Here is a 15908-nt window from a genome sequence, read left to right on the forward strand (position 1 = left end):
GATGCCGCCCGCGTACGACCTACTCGTCATCGGGGACGCCAACCCCGACGTGATCCTCGGCCCGCTCACCGAGCCCCTCGCCTTCGGCCAGCGCGAACAGCTCACCGAGACCGGCTCCCTCGTCCTCGGCGGCTCCGCCGCGATCATGGCCTGCGGAGCGGCCCGCCTCGGCCTGCGAGTGGCCTTCGCCGGGCGCGTCGGCGACGACGACGCGGGCCGCTACGTCCGCGACACCCTCACCGCCCGCGGCGTCGACACCCGCGCCCTCACCCTCGACCCCACCCGCCCCACCCCGATCACCGTCGTCCTCACCCGCGGCGACGACCGCGCCGTCGTGACCTCGCCCGGCACCCTCACGACCACCTCCGGCAGCGACGTGCCGCCGGACCTGCTCGCCGACACCCGACACGTCCACACCGCCTCGTACTTCCTCCAGCCCCGGCTCGCCGACGACCTGCCGGACCTGCTGCGCACCGCGCGCTCGCACGGCGCGACCACGTCCCTGGACACCCAGGACGACCCGTCCGGCACCTGGTGCGGGGCCGCCCTCGACGCGGTGCTCGCCGAGACCGACATCCTGCTGCCCAACGCCCAGGAAGCCGTGTCCCTGGCCGGGGCCCTGAGCCCGGCCGGGCCCCCGGTCGTGACCCCGGAGCGGGCGGCCGCGCTCCTCGCCGGCCGCGTCCCGCTGGTGGTCGTCAAGAACGGCGCCGCCGGAGCCCTGTGCCACGACGGCCGGACGCTGATGTCGGCGCCGGGCCTCGCCGTGACACCCAAGGACACCGTCGGCGCCGGAGACAGCTTCGACGCCGGGTTCGTCGCGGCCACGCTCCACCGCCAACCACCGCACCAGGCACTGCGGTTCGCCGCCGTCTGCGGAGCCCTGTCCACGAGGGCCCACGGCGGCACCGCGGCCCAGCCCAGCTGGTACGAGACCCTCATCCACACCACTCCCACCGGAGCGCACTGATCATGACGCACCCCAGAATCGTCTTCGTCGGCGCCGGCAGCGTCGAGTTCACCCAGGGACTGCTCGCCGACCTCTTCGCCTTCCCCGAGCTTCAGAGCGCCCACATCGCCCTGCACGACATCGACCCCGAACGCCTCGCCACCGCCGAGGCCGCCGCCCGCTACATCGCCCGCGTCCGCGGGGCCGACGCCCGCATCACCGCCCACGCCGACCGGCGCACGGCCCTGACCGGCGCCGACTTCGTCATCAACATCGTCCAGATCGGCATGGGCGAGGCCACCCGCACCGACTTCGACATCCCCGCCCGGTACGGGCTGCGCCAGACCATCGGCGACACCCTCGGCGTCGGCGGCATCTTCCGCGCGCTGCGCACCTTCCCCTTCCTGAAGGAGCTCGGCGCGGACATCGCGGAGCTCTGCCCCGATGCCTGGCTGCTCAACTACACCAACCCCATGGCCATGAACATCCAGTACCTCACCCAGGCCACCGGCCTCACCCGGGTCGTCGGCCTGTGCCACTCCGTGTACTGGACCATGCAGGACCTGGCCAAGCTCGTCGACGTCCCGTACGCCGAGATCACCTACCGCGCGGCGGGCGTCAACCATCAGGCGTGGGTGCTCCGCTTCGAGCACCAGGGTCGCGATCTCTACCCCCGCCTCGACGAACTCATCGCCGGGGACGAGCAGTTGCGGCGCCGCGTACGCGTCGACATGTACCGGCGGCTCGGCTACTACCCGACCGAGACCAGCGAGCACTCCTCCGAGTACGTGCCCTGGTACCTGCGCCACGACAGCGAGATCGACCGGCTGCGGCTGCCGATCGGTGCCTACCTCGACATCGTCGACGAGAACGTCGCCACGTACCATCGCACCCGCGACGCCCTCGCCGCAGGCGCGCCGCTCACCGTCGAGGGCACCATGGAGTACGCCCCGCAGATCATCCACAGCGTGGTCACCGGCACCCCGCGCACGGTCTACGGCAACGTCCCGAACCACGGCCTCATCGACAACCTCCCGGCCCACGGCGTGGTCGAGGTGCCCTGCCTCGTCGACGCCACCGGCATCCAGCCGACCCGCGCCGGCTCCCTGCCCCCACAGCTCGCCGCCCTCAACCGCACCTACCTCAGCACGAACGACCTCGTCGTCCGCGCCGCCCTCGACGACGAGCCCCGGCACATCCGGCACGCGGCCATGACCGACCCGGCGACCGCGGCGACGCTGACGGTGAATCAGATCTGGCGGCTTTGCGACGAGATGGCGCACGCGCACGCGGACCGGCTGCAGCCGTCGCTGCGGGTGCGACTGACGGACGTCCGAGCCGGACGGGTCAGCGGATGATCGACACGATCTGGCAGGCCGCCACGGCCAGTCGGCGGTCTCCGTCGATCCGCGCCAGGTCCAGGGCGGCGGCGGGCTGCACGCCGCGCGTGCACAGCTGCCAGGCGGTCTCCTCGTCCAGATGAAGGACCGCGGCCGGGTGTCCGGTGTCCGGCTCGGCCAGGGACCAGCGCGACGGGGTGCCCGCCGCGAGGGCGGTCGCCGTCCACGTACCGCCCGCCGGACCGTGCACCCGCACCTGGACCTGGGTGCCGACGGGGGCGACGACCTCGCGCAGGGTGTGGGGCAGCGCCCGCAGGAACGTGTCCAGGACGACGGACAGGAGCCGCGGGTCGAGGTCGGTTCCCTGGCCGGTGGCGCGGCGGATCTGCTGCCGGTGGGTCCAGAACTCCGTGAGGTCGCGGGCGCTGTCCAGCCACATCGGCGCCGGATCGATCCCGGCCCACGACACCCCGAGCGCCGGGGCGTCCGGGTCGGTCGTCTCGAAGAAACGGGCGACCTGGCCGCCGACCAGCCCCAGGGTGTCGACGAGCGCCGCCGGACTCATCCGCCGACAGGCGTCGACCCACTCCTGGTTGACGCGGTGGATGAACGCCTCCAACGTCTCACCCGCCCGGAACCCCGGCCCTTCGGCATGCCCGTCCCGGTCGCGCCCGAGCCGTCCGTAGAAGTCCCCGAGCAGGTGCGCGGCCACATCCCGCACGGCCCACCCCGGCACTGCCTCCTTGCCCCAGTCGCCGGGCGCCAGGCCACGCAGGGTGGCCATGAGCGCGTCCTGCTCGGGGGCGAAGAGGGGGCGTGCGTCGATGGGGCTGCCGAGCCAGGAAGGGGCGGGCACATCACTGAGCTGGGGGTTCATGGAGCAAGCCTGCCAACGCGGCCCCCCGGCTCACCACCGGATTTCCTCCTGCCGGCCGACTGCCGGTCAACTGTCGGCCGGCTTCCCCGGCGCGCGGACGAGGCGGATCAGAAGACGGACAGACCCGTGAGCGTGGTGAAGCGGTCCAGTGCGGCCACGCCCGCCACGGAGTTGCCGCGCTGGTCGAGGCCGGGGCTCCAGACGCAGACGGTGCAGCGGCCGGGGACGACCGCGATGATGCCGCCGCCGACCCCGCTCTTGCCGGGCAGACCCACGCGGTGGGCGAAGTCGCCCGCGGCGTCGTAGGTGCCGCAGGTCAGCATGACCGCGTTGACCTGCTTGGCCTGGCTGCGGGTGAGGAGCGTGGAGCCGTCGGACCGTATGCCGTGCCGGGCGAGGAAGCCGGCGGCGCGGGCGAGGTCGGCGCAGGACGCCTCGATGGAGCACTGGCGGAAGTACTGGTCGAGGAGCGTGGGCACGGGATTGGTGATGTTGCCGTACGACGCCATGAAGTGGGCGAGGGCCGCGTTGCGGTCGCCGTGCGCGGTCTCGGAGGCGAGCACCGCCTCGTCGAAGTCGAGCCGGTCGTTGCCGGACTCGGCGCGCAGGAACGCGCGGAGCGTCCCGGCCGCGTCGCCGGTGAGGGCGTGCAGGCGGTCGGTGACGACGAGCGCGCCCGCGTTGATGAACGGATTGCGGGGGATGCCGTTCTCGTACTCCAACTGCACCAGGGAGTTGAACGGGTTGCCCGACGGCTCCCGGCCGACGTGCTCCCACAGCAGCTCGCCGTCGAGCGAGAGGTCGAGGGCCAGCGTGAAGGCCTTGGTGATGGACTGGGCGGAGAAGGGCCGCTGCCAGTCGCCGACGCCGTACACCGTGCCGTCCAGCTCGGCGACGGCCATCCCGAAGTGCCGTGGGTCGGCCGAGGCGAGCGCCGGGATGTAGTCGGCGGGGCGGCCACGGCCCGGCAGGGCCTGGATCTCGGTGGCGATGCGGTCCAGGACGGTCTTGAGGGACGACGGCACGGGCACTTGCTCCGGTTTCGCGCGGTATACGGGGGTGTCCGCAGTACCTTAAGGCAGCCGGGCGGCGCCGCCGGCCCGGGCCAGGGGTGACGCGGCGGGGGGCGCCCCCCCCCCCCGCGGGGGGGGGGGGGGGGGGGCGGCGGGGCGTCGCGCGGAAGTCAGCGGGTGCGCGCACCCGGGACTACTTGTGGTCGACGAACCACTTCGTGCAGCCCTTGCCTCCCGAGACGGGGAAGACGCAGCTGCGCACGGCATAGGACTTGTTGCCGCCGATCTGGAGCTTCACGGTCTTCGTGACCATCCAGTCGCGCACGTTCGCGTCGAACCAGTTCGCCTTCTTGCTGCAGCTCTTGTAGCCGCCCTTCTTCTCCTTGATGTACTTCGTCGAGGGGTGCTGCACGTGGTTCTTCATCTTGAACGGCTTGATGCTCCGCTGGACCTGGACCTTGTCGCCCTTCGCGATGTCCTCGGCGTAGGCGCGGGCCTTCTTGTCGCGGAGGCTCTCCGTGTCGATGCTGGTGAAGCGCCCCTTGTACGTGCGGTGCCCGCTGTCCCGGTAGATCCCGGCGCCGGGACCGGAGCAGAACGCCCTGGCCTCCTGTGCGTCGGACGTCCCGGTGGTGATGCGGGCCTCCCCGGTGCCGGAGTCGGCGGTGGCCGGCAGGCCGGTCGCCCCGAGTGCGCCCGCCGCGAGCAGCAGCGAGGTGACGCCGATGGTGGCCGTGCGGTTCCTGGTCATGAGATCTCCCCGTAGTCGTCTCTTGAACCGGCCACCATGTTCGCGGCCTCCGTCCGACCGGCTCCAGGTGTTTCGGCCGGGTCCGAAACACGGGGAAAAGCCGGCCGGCGGGGCGTGTCAGCGAGGGCGGAGCCGCTCCCTGGCGAGGGTGAGCGCGGCCTCCGTCGGGGGCACACCGGAGCGCCGCGCGCGCTCGATGACCGTGGCCACGCGCGCGCCGACCTGACGGACCCGCTGCTCGGCCCGGGCGTCGTCGTGGCGGCGGAGCCGTTCCTCCAGGAAGATCAGGCCGCCCGCGTTCACGCAGAAGTCGGGCGCGTAGAGGATGCCGCGGGCCTCAAGGGCGGCGGCGTGCTCCGGGGCGGCCAGCACGTTGTTCGCGCCGCCGGCGATGATCCGGCAGCGCAGCCGAGGCAGCGTACGGTCGTCGACGACGCCCCCTAGGGCACAGGGCGCGAGCACGTCGCACGCGGTGACCGCCGCGGTCGCGGGGTCGACGACGCGCGCGCCGACGCTCCGGGCGACGGCGTCCGCACGGCGGGGGTCGACGTCGGACACCAGCAGCTCCGCGCCCTCCGCCGCCAGGAGCCGGGCGAGGGCGGCGCCCACGTTCCCCGCGCCCTGCACACACACCCGGACGTCCCGCATGCTCCCGTCGCCGCCGGTGGCGCGCAGACAGGCCCGTATCCCTTCGAGGACGCCGAGGGCCGTCATGGGGGAGGGGTCGCCGTCGGCACAGACCGGCGAGGCCTCGGTGCCGATGACCTCCAGGTCGGCCTGCGTGGTGCCGACGTCGTTGACGGGGATGAAGCGTCCGCCGAGGGTGGCGACGAAGCGGCCGTGGGCGCGCAGCAGTGCCTCGGACTTGTCGCGCGCCGGGTCGCCGAGGACGACGCTCCAGCCCCCGCCGAGATCGAGCCCCGCGACCGCGGCCTTGAGGGTCATGGCCCGGGCGAGGCGCAGGCCGTCGTCGAGGGCGGCGGTCTCGCTCTCGTACGCGTGCATGCGGACGCCGCCGAGCGCGGGGCCGAGGGTGGTGTCGTGCAGGACGACGAGGGACCGCAGCCCGGTCCTGGCGTCCTGATGGAAGAGTGCCTGCTCGAAGCCGCCGGACCGGAGCCGGTCGAAGATCGTGGAGGTCATCCGGCCATCGTGGCAGCGGCCACTGACAGGGCGGGGCCGGCTGACAGGGCGGGGGCGTCCGGCAGGGTGGGGACGTCTGACAGGCGGGCCATCGGGAACCCCGCGGTCCTCGTCGCCGCCTCAATGGCCGCGGGCCGCGCGTGACGGCGGTGACAAGTGGGAAGGCTGACGGCCGAACATCGAATCCGGGGCACACCGCACCCAGGTACGCCGGGACACGGGGGCACATCATGGCGGCGACGACACCACCGGCACGCGGGCGGCGGGCGCGGCACGCGCATCGACGGGGCACGCGGTCGACGGACCCACAGGCGACCCGCCTGACCAGTCCACGGGCGACCCGCTGGGCGGCGACCCTCGTCCTCGCCGCGCTGGCACCCCTGGCGGTGACCGCCTGCGGCGGCGGAACGGACGACGCCGACGACAAGCCCGGATCCGAGGGGCGGACCACGAAGTCCCCCTCCGCGCAGGCCTCCTCCGGGAAGCCCTCGGCCGCGCCGTCGGTGTCGGCCGCCGACGGGAGTGCCGTCGGCGCCTGCGCGGACGGTGACTGCGAGATCGCGGTGTCCGAGAAGGTGACCTTCCGCTTCAAGGGCCCGCGGGGTCCCGCGACCCTGTCCGTGACCGAGGTCGGCCCGAACAAGGTCGCGTACACGGTGAAGTCGGGCAGCGGCCGGGCCAAGGGCGGCGCGACCGGCCCCGGCCAGGGCTGCATCACGGTCCTCCGCGCCAACGGCAGCGGCAACTCCTGCGGCGGGCTCGGCGACGCCACCCGGCCGAGCCCGCAGCCCGACGCCGTGGTCATCCAGGCGGCGACCGGCGAGGGCGGGACGGCGATCCTCCACATCGTGTCCCGCTGACACCCTGGCGGGCGGCGCCGGGGCGGAGCACGCTGGGGCAAGGGCGTCGAGGTCGAAGCCGACGCCGACGCGGTGTCGTGGACGGTTGTCCGGAACGGGGGCCGCAGTCCGCACACGCCCGCCAGCGAGGAGCACAGTGCCGTGACCGACTCCAGCCGTCCCCTCCACACGCTGTTCCGCGCGCTCACCAACGTCGTCGCCGTCGGGTACCTCGCCGGCTGCGTCCTCCTCCTCGCCTGGGCCCACTCGGTGAGTTCCGGCGACACCCCCGACGCCTCGCTGGCCGGAGTGTGGCCGTTGTTCGCCACCCTGCCGGTCAGCTTCGTCCTGTTCCTCACGCCCGGTCTGCCGGGCGGCCCCGGCGGGCTCGTCCTGGCCGTCGGCGTCGGCGCGCTGGCGAACGCGATCGTCATCGGCGCGACCCTGGAAGCCCTCCGCGGCGACCGCCGACGCGCCGGACCGACGGCCTGAGCGCACTGCCGAACCAAGAGCCGATCGCCCTCCGGCCTGCCCGCCGGCACCCGCTGATACCTGGCTGACACACAACCGCGCGCCGGTGGATGCACGGCCCTGACCGGCCGGATGCGGTGCTCTCCGAGGCTGGCGGAGCACGCGGGAGAGCCCGCGTGCTCCGGGCGTGGAGAGGCGGTCGTCGGTGAGGGTGCGTCGGGTACGGGTTGCCGGGGTGGGCGAGGCGCTGCGGCGGGGGCCGCACCGGGGCAGGGCGCTGTGCGCGGCCGCCGCGGTGCTGGTCGTGGCGGGGGCGGGCGGCTGGATGGTCCTGCCGGGCGGCGAGAGCGGTGGCGGGGGTGCGGACGGCCGGGGTCTCGGCTCCGTCGGGTCGCTGGGCCTGCCGTGGCCCGACGAGGGGCAGACGAGCATCGAGGTGCGGGGTGTCGGCAGCCTCGGCAGCAGGGGCGGGCAGGAGCCGGTGCCGATCGCGAGCGTCACGAAGGTGATGACCGCGTACGTGATCCTCAAGGAACACCCCCTCGACGCGGGGGAGCAGGGGCCCCGGATCACCGTCGACGCGGACGCCGCACAGGAGTCGCACTCGCTCAGCGAATCCACCGTGGAGCTGCGCGAGGGCCGCCGCCACACCCAGCGCGAACTCCTGGAACTGCTCCTGCTGCCCTCCGGCAACAACGTCGCCCGGCTCCTCGCCCGTTGGGACGCCGGAAGCCAGAAGGCGTTCGTCGCGAAGATGAACCGCGCCGCCGACGAACTCGGCATGACCCGCACCACGTACACCGGAGCGAGCGGCTTCGAGTCCAGCACCAAGAGCACCGCCGACGACCAGCTGAAGCTCGCCCGGCAGGCCATGAAGCAGCCCGCGCTCCGTGAGGTGGTCGCCCTGCGCGACACCACGGTGCCCGGCGTGCCCGGCACCGTCACCAACACCAACCGGCTCCTGGCGAAGCCCGGCGTCATCGGCCTGAAGACCGGGTCGAGCACCCCCGCGGGCGGCAACCTCATGTGGGCCGCCGAGGCGAGGTCCGGCGCCGAGCGGCACCTCGTCCTCGGAGTCGTCCTGGGGCAGCGCGCCCACACCACGCCCACCGAGGGCCTCGCGGCGGCGATCGACAGGAGCGGCGCGCTGATCGACGCCGTACAGCGGAACCTTCCCGGCGCCCTGCGCGCCAAGGAGCAGGTGGGGTCATGACGGCTTTGCACGACGGGCTCACGGAGCGCACGGCCGGTACGGACGGGCCGCTGCCCGCGGCGGCGGGGACCCCCGGGGTGGCCGCGCCGACCGGGGGCCCCGGGGCGCCCGCCGGGAACCCGGGAGAGGGCCGCACCGACGGCGGCCCCTGGCGCCGTGGCCGCCTCGTCGCCGCGGCCGCCGGGCTCCTCGCTCTGGTCATGCTCGGCCACACCTGGGTACCCCACCGGTTCGGCAACCCCGGCAGCCTCCTGGAGACCTTCCTGCCCTGGCTGGGCGTCGGCGTGCCCCTGCTCCTGGTGCTCGCCGCCGTGCGCCGCTCCGCGACGGCCGCCCTCGCCGTGCTGGTTCCGGCCGTCGTCTGGTGCTCCCTGTTCGGCGGCATGGTCCTGGACAAGCGCGCGGGCGGCGGCGACATCACCGTCGTCAGCCACAACGTCCACGACCGCAACCCCGACCCGGACGGCACCGCCCGCGCCCTGATCGCCTCCGGCGCGGACCTGGTCGCCCTGGAGGAACTGTCCCCGGGCACGGCACCGGAGTACGGACGCGTCCTGGACGGCCGCTACCCGCACCACGCCGTGCAGGGCACGGTCGGACTGTGGAGCAAGTACCCGCTGCGGGACGTGGAGCCGATCCCGATCATGCCGTGGACGCGCGCGCTGCGGGCCACCGTCGAGACCCCGAAGGGCCCGCTCGCCCTGTACACCGCGCACCTCGCGTCCGTGCGCGTGCACCCCGGCGCGGGCTTCGCCACGGCCACCCGCGACGAGGCCGCCGAGAAGCTCGCCGCCGCCGTCCGCGCCGAACGGCTGCCCCGCGTCGTGGTGGTCGGGGACCTCAACGGCACGACCGACGACACGGCCCTGCGCCCGCTGACCGGACAGCTGCGGTCGGCGCAGCAGGAGGCGGGCGACGGCTTCGGGTTCACCTGGCCCGCGTCGTTCCCGGTCGCCCGGATCGACCAGATCCTCGTCAGGGGCGTCACCCCGGCCTCGTCCTGGACCCTGCCGCGCACCGGCAGCGACCACCTGCCCGTCGCGGCCGCCCTGACGCTGTGACCACGGCGGGAGCGGATACCGTCGTGATCAGCGGGTCAGGACCCCGTACGCAACGACCCTCAGGTGACGAGATGCCACAGCTCCACGACGAACCGGCGGGACGCCCCGCACCCCGGGAAGGCGGCCCCGCCGCCCCCGTGCGCGTCCTGCTGATCGAGGACGACGACACGATCCGCAAGTCCGTGGGCATGGCCCTGGAGCGCTACGGCTACGAGGTGGCCACGGCCCCCGACGGGCTCACGGGCCTGGAGATGTTCCGGGACGGCCACCACGACCTGCTCCTGGTCGACGTCATGCTGCCCCACCTCGACGGCATCGGCCTGTCCTGCCGGGTCCGCGAGACGAGCCAGGCCCCCATCCTCATGATGTCCGCGCGCGGCGACGCGCTGGACGTCGTCGCGGGCCTGGAGGCGGGCGCCGACGACTACATCGTCAAACCCGTCGACACCACGGTCCTCGTCGCCCGCATCCGCACCCTGCTGCGCCGTGCCACCTACACCGCACCCGCCACGGCCGACGCCCCGGCGCCCGACGACGGCGGCCTGCTCACCTTCCGCGACCTCACCGTCGACACCCGCGGCCTCGAAGTCCGCGCGGACGGCCGCCTCCTGGCGCTCACCCCCACCGAACTCCGCCTGCTCCTTGAGTTCGTGGCCGCGCCCGGCATCGTCCTGGAGCGCCAGACCCTGCTGCGCAAGGTGTGGGACTACGGCTGGGAGGGCGACAGCCGGGTCGTCGACCTGACCGTGCAGCGACTGCGCAAGAAGATCGGCGCCGATCACATCGAGACGGTGCGCGGTTTCGGCTACAAGTTCCGGCGCTGACATGGGACGTACGACAGCGGACGAGGCCCGCACCTCCGTCCCGCAGTTCCTGCGCCGCCTCGTCGACCTCCGCTCGCTGCGCTGGAAGATCGCCGCGGGAGTGGCCGCGGCGGCCTGCGCGATGGCCGTGGGCATCGGCGTCCTGGTGCACCGGACCACCGAGGAGCGGTCCCTGAACATCGGCCGCGGCACCGCGCTGCGCGAACTGGAAGTGGCCGAGGTCGAGTTCCGCGACGGCAGGTCCGTGAGCCGGAACCCCTCGGACACTCCCGGCTACGACATCGGCGACGAGGTGCCGGACGAGCTGCGCCGTCGGCTCGCCTCCGAACCCGGCCCCCTCACCTGGTACGACACCAGGAGGCCGCTGCAGGGCCCGTTCATGTGGGCGGCGACCCGCGTCAACGGCACCGACCTGGCCGTCCGCATGGACATGGGCGCCGAGAAACGCAGCCTGCAGGCGCTCGACCGGCACATCCGGTACGCGGCCATCGCCACCCTCGCCGTCGTCGTCCCCCTCACGCTGCTCGCCGCCGAACTGGTGCTGCGGCGCCTGCGCCGGGTCGCGGGCACCGCCCGGCGCATCAGGAACGGCTCCCTGGACGCGCGTACCGCGAGCCGCGGACACGACGAGATCAGCGAGATCTCCTCGGCCGTCGACCACATGGCCGACGCCCTCCAGGAACGCCTGCGGGGCGAACAGCGCTTCACCGCCGACGTCGCCCACGAACTGCGCACCCCGCTCGCGGGCCTCGTCACCTCCGCGTCCCTCCTGCCGGAGAGCGAGGCCACCGACCTCGTCCAGGACCGCGTGCGGGTGCTGCGGGCGCTGGTGGACGACCTGCTGGAGATCTCCCGGCTCGACGCGGGCGCCGAGCACGCCGACGCTCAGCCCGTGCCGCTCGGCGACCTGGTCACCGAGTCCGTGCGCCGCACCGGTCTCGACACCCGGATCACCGTCGTCGGTGACCCGACCGTCGAGACCGACCCGCGTCGCGTCGACCGCATCGTCACCAACCTGGTCCTGAACGCCCACCGCCACGGCGGCCCACCGGTGGAGGTCACCGTCGACGCCACCGCCACCGCCACCCACGCCGTCACCGTCGTCGTGCGCGACCACGGCCCCGGATTCCCCGCCGACCTCCTCGACCACGGCCCCCAGCGCTTCCGCACCGGCGCCGCCGAACGCGGCCACGGCCACGGCCTGGGCCTCACCATCGCCCTGGGCCAGGCCCAGGTCATCGGCGCCCGCGTCACCCTCTCGAACGCGGAGCCGCACGGCGCCGTCGCCGCCCTGCACCTTCCTCACCGGTTCGCCTGATCCGAGGGCGGCGCGCGCCGGACGTGCCCGGCGCTCCGGTGAGCGGTGGCGGGGGCGAGGGGGCCCGATTAGCGTGGGCCGAGGCCCTCGGGGAGACCGGCCGCATCGCGCCCGTTGAAGGACGGTAGGAGATCATGGCGGACAAGCCCTCGATTGTTCTGGTCCACGGATTCTGGGGCGGAGCCGCCCACTGGTCCAAGGTCATCGTCGAACTGCACAAGCGCGGCTTCACCGACCTGCACGCCGTGGAGAACCCGCTCACCTCGCTGGCCGACGACGCCGAGCGCACCCGCAAGATGGTCAAGCAGCTCCCAGGTCCTGTCCTGCTCGTCGGCCACTCCTACGGCGGCGCCGTCATCACCGAGGCGGGCGACCTGCCCCAGGTCAGCGGTCTCGTCTACGTCGCCGCGTTCGCGCCCGACGCGGGCGAGAGCCCCGGACAGATCACCCAGGAGAAGCCCCCCGAGGCGGTCGACAACATCGCCCCCGACTCCGACGGCTACCTGTGGATCAAGCAGGACAAGTACCACGAGAGCTTCTGCCAGGACCTGCCCGTCGACGAGGCGCTGGTCATGGCCGTCACGCAGAAGGCGCCGCTCGGCTCCACCTTCGGCGACACCGTGACCGCCCCGGCCTGGCGCAACAAGCCGTCCTGGTACCAGGTCTCCGCCCAGGACCGCATGATCCACCCCGACAACGAACGCCGCATGGCCGCGCGCATCGACCCGCGCGCGACCGTCGAACTCGACTGCGGCCACGCCTCCCTGGCCTCCCGGCCGGACCCCGTCGTCGACCTGATCGCCCGGGCCGCCGAGGAACTGCACGGCTGAGGGCCCGCCCCGGCGCGGCTACGCCGCCACCCAGCTGCCGTGGAAGCCGAGCGGCACCCGGCCCGGCAGCTGGACACGGGCCGGCGGGCGGCCTGTGAAGTCCTGCGCCGCCAGGATCACCAGGTCGGTCGCGCCCCGGTCGGGATCGTTGACGTACGACACGATGTAGCCGTCGTCCTCGTCCCGTGCGCCGCGCCGGGGCACGAACACGGGCTCGCTCGCCGCCGCGTCCTTCGGGAAGCGGTGCACCTGCCGCGTACCGCGCAGGAAGTCGTGCTTCACCAGGCAGTTGGTGAACTTGGTGTCCGGCGGCACCCCGTCGACCGTCTCGTACGCCGTCCACATGGCGGCCGCGCCGGCCGTGTACCCGTAGCGGTGCCGGCGGGCGATCAGGGACTCGTTGACGCGGGGGAACTCCTGCGGGCGGTCGTCGACGCGGGAACTGTGGACGCGGCCCGCGCGCAGGTCGATCGTCCAGCGGTCGAGGGCCGGGGACCCGGTCGCGGACGGCCCGCCGTTGCCGCGCCCGGCGGCGTAGAACGGGGCGGGCATGGAGGTGAAGTCGACGATCACCGAGCCGCCCTGGTCGTAGGCGTTGAGGGTGTGCGAGTAGTACACCGGGTCGACCTGGAACCAGCGCGCGGAGCCGCCGGCACGGGGCAGCACACCCACCCGCATCAGGCGTTCGTCGTTCCAGATGTACGGCACCGGCGCGCCCGCCTCCGCGGCCGCCGCGTCGAACGTGATCGGCACGTCCACGATCACCACGTACTTCTCGGTGAGCGCGAAGTCGTGCATCATCGGCGCGTCCGGCACCGGGACCCTGGTGGTCCTCGCGACACGGCCGGTCCGGTCGATCATGATGTGCCGGACGTGGTCCCAGGTCGGGTAGTACGCCACCGCGTGCAGCTCGTCGGCGGCCGCGTCGTACTTGGTGTGCGCGGTGAACGCGCCCGTGAGCGTGGACCGGAAGTCGTAGGGGCGCAGGGTGTTCAGGTCGCCGTCCAGCTCGTACGGCAGCGGCCCGCCCTCCTGGAGCGCGAGGACACGCCCCTTGTACGGGATCACGTGCGTGTTGCACGCGAAGTCGTCCGGCGGCACCTCGCCCGGGTAGGTCTCGCCCAGCTTCTTCGCCACCTGCGAGGAGCGCACCCACCGGTTGCGGTACCACTCCGCGCGCCCGTCGCGCAGCCGCACCCCGTGCACCATGCCGTCGCCGAGCATCCAGTGGTGCGCCCGCGGGTCCTCGATGCCGAGCGCGTTCGGCCCGGTGCGCAGGAACCGGCCGTCCAGGTCGCGCGGCACCCGCCCGACGACCTTGAGGTCGAACGCGGTCAGTTCGTCGGTGACGGGGGCGAAGGCGCCCTCCAGGAACGGATTCGCCCCCGCCGCCGCTGCCCTGCCCGTCCCCGCGCGGGCCGGGCCCGGCGTCGCGGCCCGCGCCGCCGGGGCGTGTCCGCCGAGCCCGAGGCCCCCCGCCACTCCGGCCGCCGCCGCGAACGTCGCGCCCCGGAGGATCCCGCGCCGTGTGTGACCGGGCGTCTGACTGGTCATCGTGCAACCCCGTTCGTGTCGGGACCCCGGCGCTCGCGCCGGGGTCGTCGCTGGTGACACGGAGAATCCTGCTCCGGTACGGGGCGGGGGTCAGGAGGTCTGGGGCCCGGGCGCGGGTGGCGTCAGCACCACCCCCGGCACCGGGTCCGGGGCCCACTGTCGGCGGGCGAGGCGGCGGCGCGCGTCATCGCCGTGCGTCGTGGTGCTCGGGGACGGACGCGCCCGAGACGTCGCGGGGACGGTCGGGGTTCAGGAACCACTTGCGGGCCGAGACCAGCCACCAGGTGCCGCAGAAGGCGACGACCACGCCGACCGCGATCGGCGCGTAGTTGAAGGTGTCCCTGGTGACGGGCGAGCTCTGCGGCAGCATGAACAGGACCGTGATGACCGCGACCCAGGCGATGGCGATGGTGCCGACGATGCCGGACCAGGAGCCGAGGTGCCAGGGGCCGCGTTCGAAGCGGTCGCCCTGGCGCAGGCGGAGGTAGGTGGGGATGACGTAGGCGATGTACAAACCGATGGTGGCGATGGAGGTGACCGCCGCGTACGCGGTGTTGTTCCACAGGTACGGCAGGCCGAGGGCGAAGGCTCCGCCGGTGGCGAGCCAGACGGCGTTGGTGGGGGTGCGGGTGGTCGGGTTGAGCTTGTGCCACGTCCGGGAGAGGGGCAGCGCGCCGTCGCGCGAGAAGGCGTAGATCATGCGGGAGTTGGCCGTCACGGACGCCATGCCGCAGAAGAGCTGGGCGACGATGATGACGAGCAGCATCCACTTGCTCGCCGTGGTGCCGAGCGCGTCCATGAGGATCTGCGCCGGGGGCACTCCGGTGTCCGAGTCGAGGGCGCCGGAGTACGACTGGATGGCGAAGGTGAAGCCGAAGAGGAGGACGAACCCGGCCACGAGCGAGACGATGATCGAGCGGACGATGCCCTTGGGCCCCGCGGTGGCCGCGTCGATGGTTTCCTCCGTCATGTGCGCGGACGCGTCGTAGCCGGTGAACGTGTACTGCGCCATCAGCAGGCCGATGGCCACCACGTAGATGCTCGACGAGAAACCGGTGTTGTTGACGAACTCGCCCAGGACGAAGCTGGTCGACTGGTGGTCGTCGGGGACGATCGCCAGGGCGCCGCAGATCACGACGACACCGAGGACGTGCCACCAGATCGACACCTCGTTGAGGAACGCGACGATGCGCACGCCGAAGGTGTTCAGGGCCCCGTGCAGGGCGAGGATGCAGCCGAACAGGATGATCGTGTGCTCCGGCGTGGCCTCGAAGCCGAACTGCAGGTCAAGGAGGGCGTTGAGGAACGTCGCCGCGCCGAAGTCGATGCCCGCGGTCACGGCGATCTGGCCGAGGGTGTTGAACCAGCCGGTGAACCACGCCCAGGCCGCCCGCGAGCGCTCCGGCGCCATCCGGTGCGCCCAGAAGTACAGCCCCGCGCTGGTCGGGTACGAGGAGCACACCTCCGCCATGGCGAGGCCGACGAAGAGCGTCATGACGCCGACGAACAGCCAGCCCCACATGATGACCGCCGGGCCGCCGGTGTTCAGGCCGTAGCCGTACAGGGTCATGCAGCCGGACAGGATGGAGATGATCGTGAAGCTGACGCCGAAGTTGGCGCGGCCCGACATGGAGCGGGAGAGCGTCTGCTGGTAGCCGAGTTGCTTCAGGCGTTCCTCGTCGGAGACGCGGGATACATCAAGAGGCACGGGTCGTCTGTCCTTGG

Annotated in this window: 15 protein-coding genes; 9 read left to right on the forward strand and 6 right to left on the reverse strand. The window is 73.2% G+C overall.

What is annotated here, in order from left to right; genetic code table 11:
* Position 1 precedes the first annotated feature (1 nt).
* Complete coding sequence (locus AB6L24_RS18000; RefSeq protein WP_405656378.1) at positions 2-970, forward strand: carbohydrate kinase family protein; 969 nt, start codon at positions 2-4, stop codon at positions 968-970.
* A gap of 2 nt (positions 971-972) precedes the next feature.
* Positions 973-2307 carry an alpha-glucosidase/alpha-galactosidase gene (locus tag AB6L24_RS18005; RefSeq protein WP_405656379.1) on the forward strand — a complete coding sequence of 445 codons (1335 nt, stop codon included), beginning with the start codon at positions 973-975 and terminating at the stop codon, positions 2305-2307.
* On the opposite strand, the gene AB6L24_RS18010 is transcribed toward AB6L24_RS18005, so the two are convergent.
* The 4 genes from AB6L24_RS18010 to AB6L24_RS18025 all read right to left on the reverse strand — a co-directional run bounded on the left by AB6L24_RS18010 (position 2297) and on the right by AB6L24_RS18025 (position 6073).
* On the reverse strand, positions 2297-3166 hold the full coding sequence (locus AB6L24_RS18010; protein ID WP_405656380.1) for a maleylpyruvate isomerase family mycothiol-dependent enzyme: 870 nt from the start codon (positions 3164-3166) through the stop codon (positions 2297-2299). The two genes, AB6L24_RS18005 and AB6L24_RS18010, sit on opposite strands and share 11 nt — an antisense overlap.
* Before the next feature lie 107 nt (positions 3167-3273).
* Complete coding sequence (locus AB6L24_RS18015; protein WP_405656381.1) at positions 3274-4191, reverse strand: glutaminase; 918 nt, start codon at positions 4189-4191, stop codon at positions 3274-3276.
* Positions 4192-4372: 181 nt separating this feature from the next.
* A complete protein-coding gene (locus AB6L24_RS18020; RefSeq protein ID WP_405656383.1) occupies positions 4373-4930 on the reverse strand; it encodes a hypothetical protein in 558 nt (185 codons plus the stop codon).
* A gap of 117 nt (positions 4931-5047) precedes the next feature.
* Positions 5048-6073, reverse strand: a complete 1026-nt coding sequence (locus AB6L24_RS18025; protein ID WP_405656384.1) for a Leu/Phe/Val dehydrogenase — start codon at positions 6071-6073, stop codon at positions 5048-5050.
* Positions 6074-6303: 230 nt separating this feature from the next.
* Here AB6L24_RS18025 and AB6L24_RS18030 point away from each other — a divergent pair, with 230 nt between their 5' ends.
* From AB6L24_RS18030 to AB6L24_RS18060, 7 genes are all read left to right on the forward strand, one after another.
* A complete protein-coding gene (locus AB6L24_RS18030) occupies positions 6304-6933 on the forward strand; it encodes a hypothetical protein (protein WP_405656385.1) in 630 nt (209 codons plus the stop codon).
* Positions 6934-7074: 141 nt separating this feature from the next.
* Positions 7075-7404 (forward strand): SCO4225 family membrane protein, encoded by a 330-nt coding sequence (locus AB6L24_RS18035; RefSeq protein ID WP_405656387.1) that lies wholly within the window; start codon positions 7075-7077, stop codon positions 7402-7404.
* A gap of 184 nt (positions 7405-7588) precedes the next feature.
* Positions 7589-8596: a D-alanyl-D-alanine carboxypeptidase family protein gene (locus AB6L24_RS18040; RefSeq protein ID WP_405656388.1), complete on the forward strand. Its 1008-nt coding sequence runs from the start codon at positions 7589-7591 to the stop codon at positions 8594-8596.
* Entirely contained in the window at positions 8593-9657 is a 1065-nt protein-coding gene (locus AB6L24_RS18045) for an endonuclease/exonuclease/phosphatase family protein (RefSeq protein ID WP_405656389.1), read from the forward strand. The genes AB6L24_RS18040 and AB6L24_RS18045 overlap by 4 nt, the downstream gene beginning before the upstream one ends.
* A gap of 71 nt (positions 9658-9728) precedes the next feature.
* Complete coding sequence (cseB, locus tag AB6L24_RS18050; RefSeq protein ID WP_405656391.1) at positions 9729-10481, forward strand: two-component system response regulator CseB; 753 nt, start codon at positions 9729-9731, stop codon at positions 10479-10481.
* 1 nt (position 10482) lies between these two features.
* Positions 10483-11799: an ATP-binding protein gene (locus AB6L24_RS18055; protein ID WP_405656392.1), complete on the forward strand. Its 1317-nt coding sequence runs from the start codon at positions 10483-10485 to the stop codon at positions 11797-11799.
* 134 nt (positions 11800-11933) lie between these two features.
* Positions 11934-12629 carry an alpha/beta hydrolase gene (locus tag AB6L24_RS18060; protein WP_405656393.1) on the forward strand — a complete coding sequence of 232 codons (696 nt, stop codon included), beginning with the start codon at positions 11934-11936 and terminating at the stop codon, positions 12627-12629.
* A gap of 18 nt (positions 12630-12647) precedes the next feature.
* On the opposite strand, the gene AB6L24_RS18065 is transcribed toward AB6L24_RS18060, so the two are convergent.
* Together AB6L24_RS18065 and AB6L24_RS18070 are read right to left on the reverse strand one after the other, a co-directional pair.
* Positions 12648-14183 carry a carotenoid oxygenase family protein gene (locus AB6L24_RS18065; protein WP_405656394.1) on the reverse strand — a complete coding sequence of 512 codons (1536 nt, stop codon included), beginning with the start codon at positions 14181-14183 and terminating at the stop codon, positions 12648-12650.
* A gap of 184 nt (positions 14184-14367) precedes the next feature.
* Positions 14368-15891 carry an amino acid permease gene (locus AB6L24_RS18070; RefSeq protein ID WP_405656395.1) on the reverse strand — a complete coding sequence of 508 codons (1524 nt, stop codon included), beginning with the start codon at positions 15889-15891 and terminating at the stop codon, positions 14368-14370.
* Positions 15892-15908: the final 17 nt, after the last annotated feature.

The sequence above is a fragment of the Streptomyces sp. RK9 genome, from assembly GCF_045070545.1.
Taxonomy (GTDB): Bacteria; Actinomycetota; Actinomycetes; order Streptomycetales; family Streptomycetaceae; genus Streptomyces; species Streptomyces alboflavus.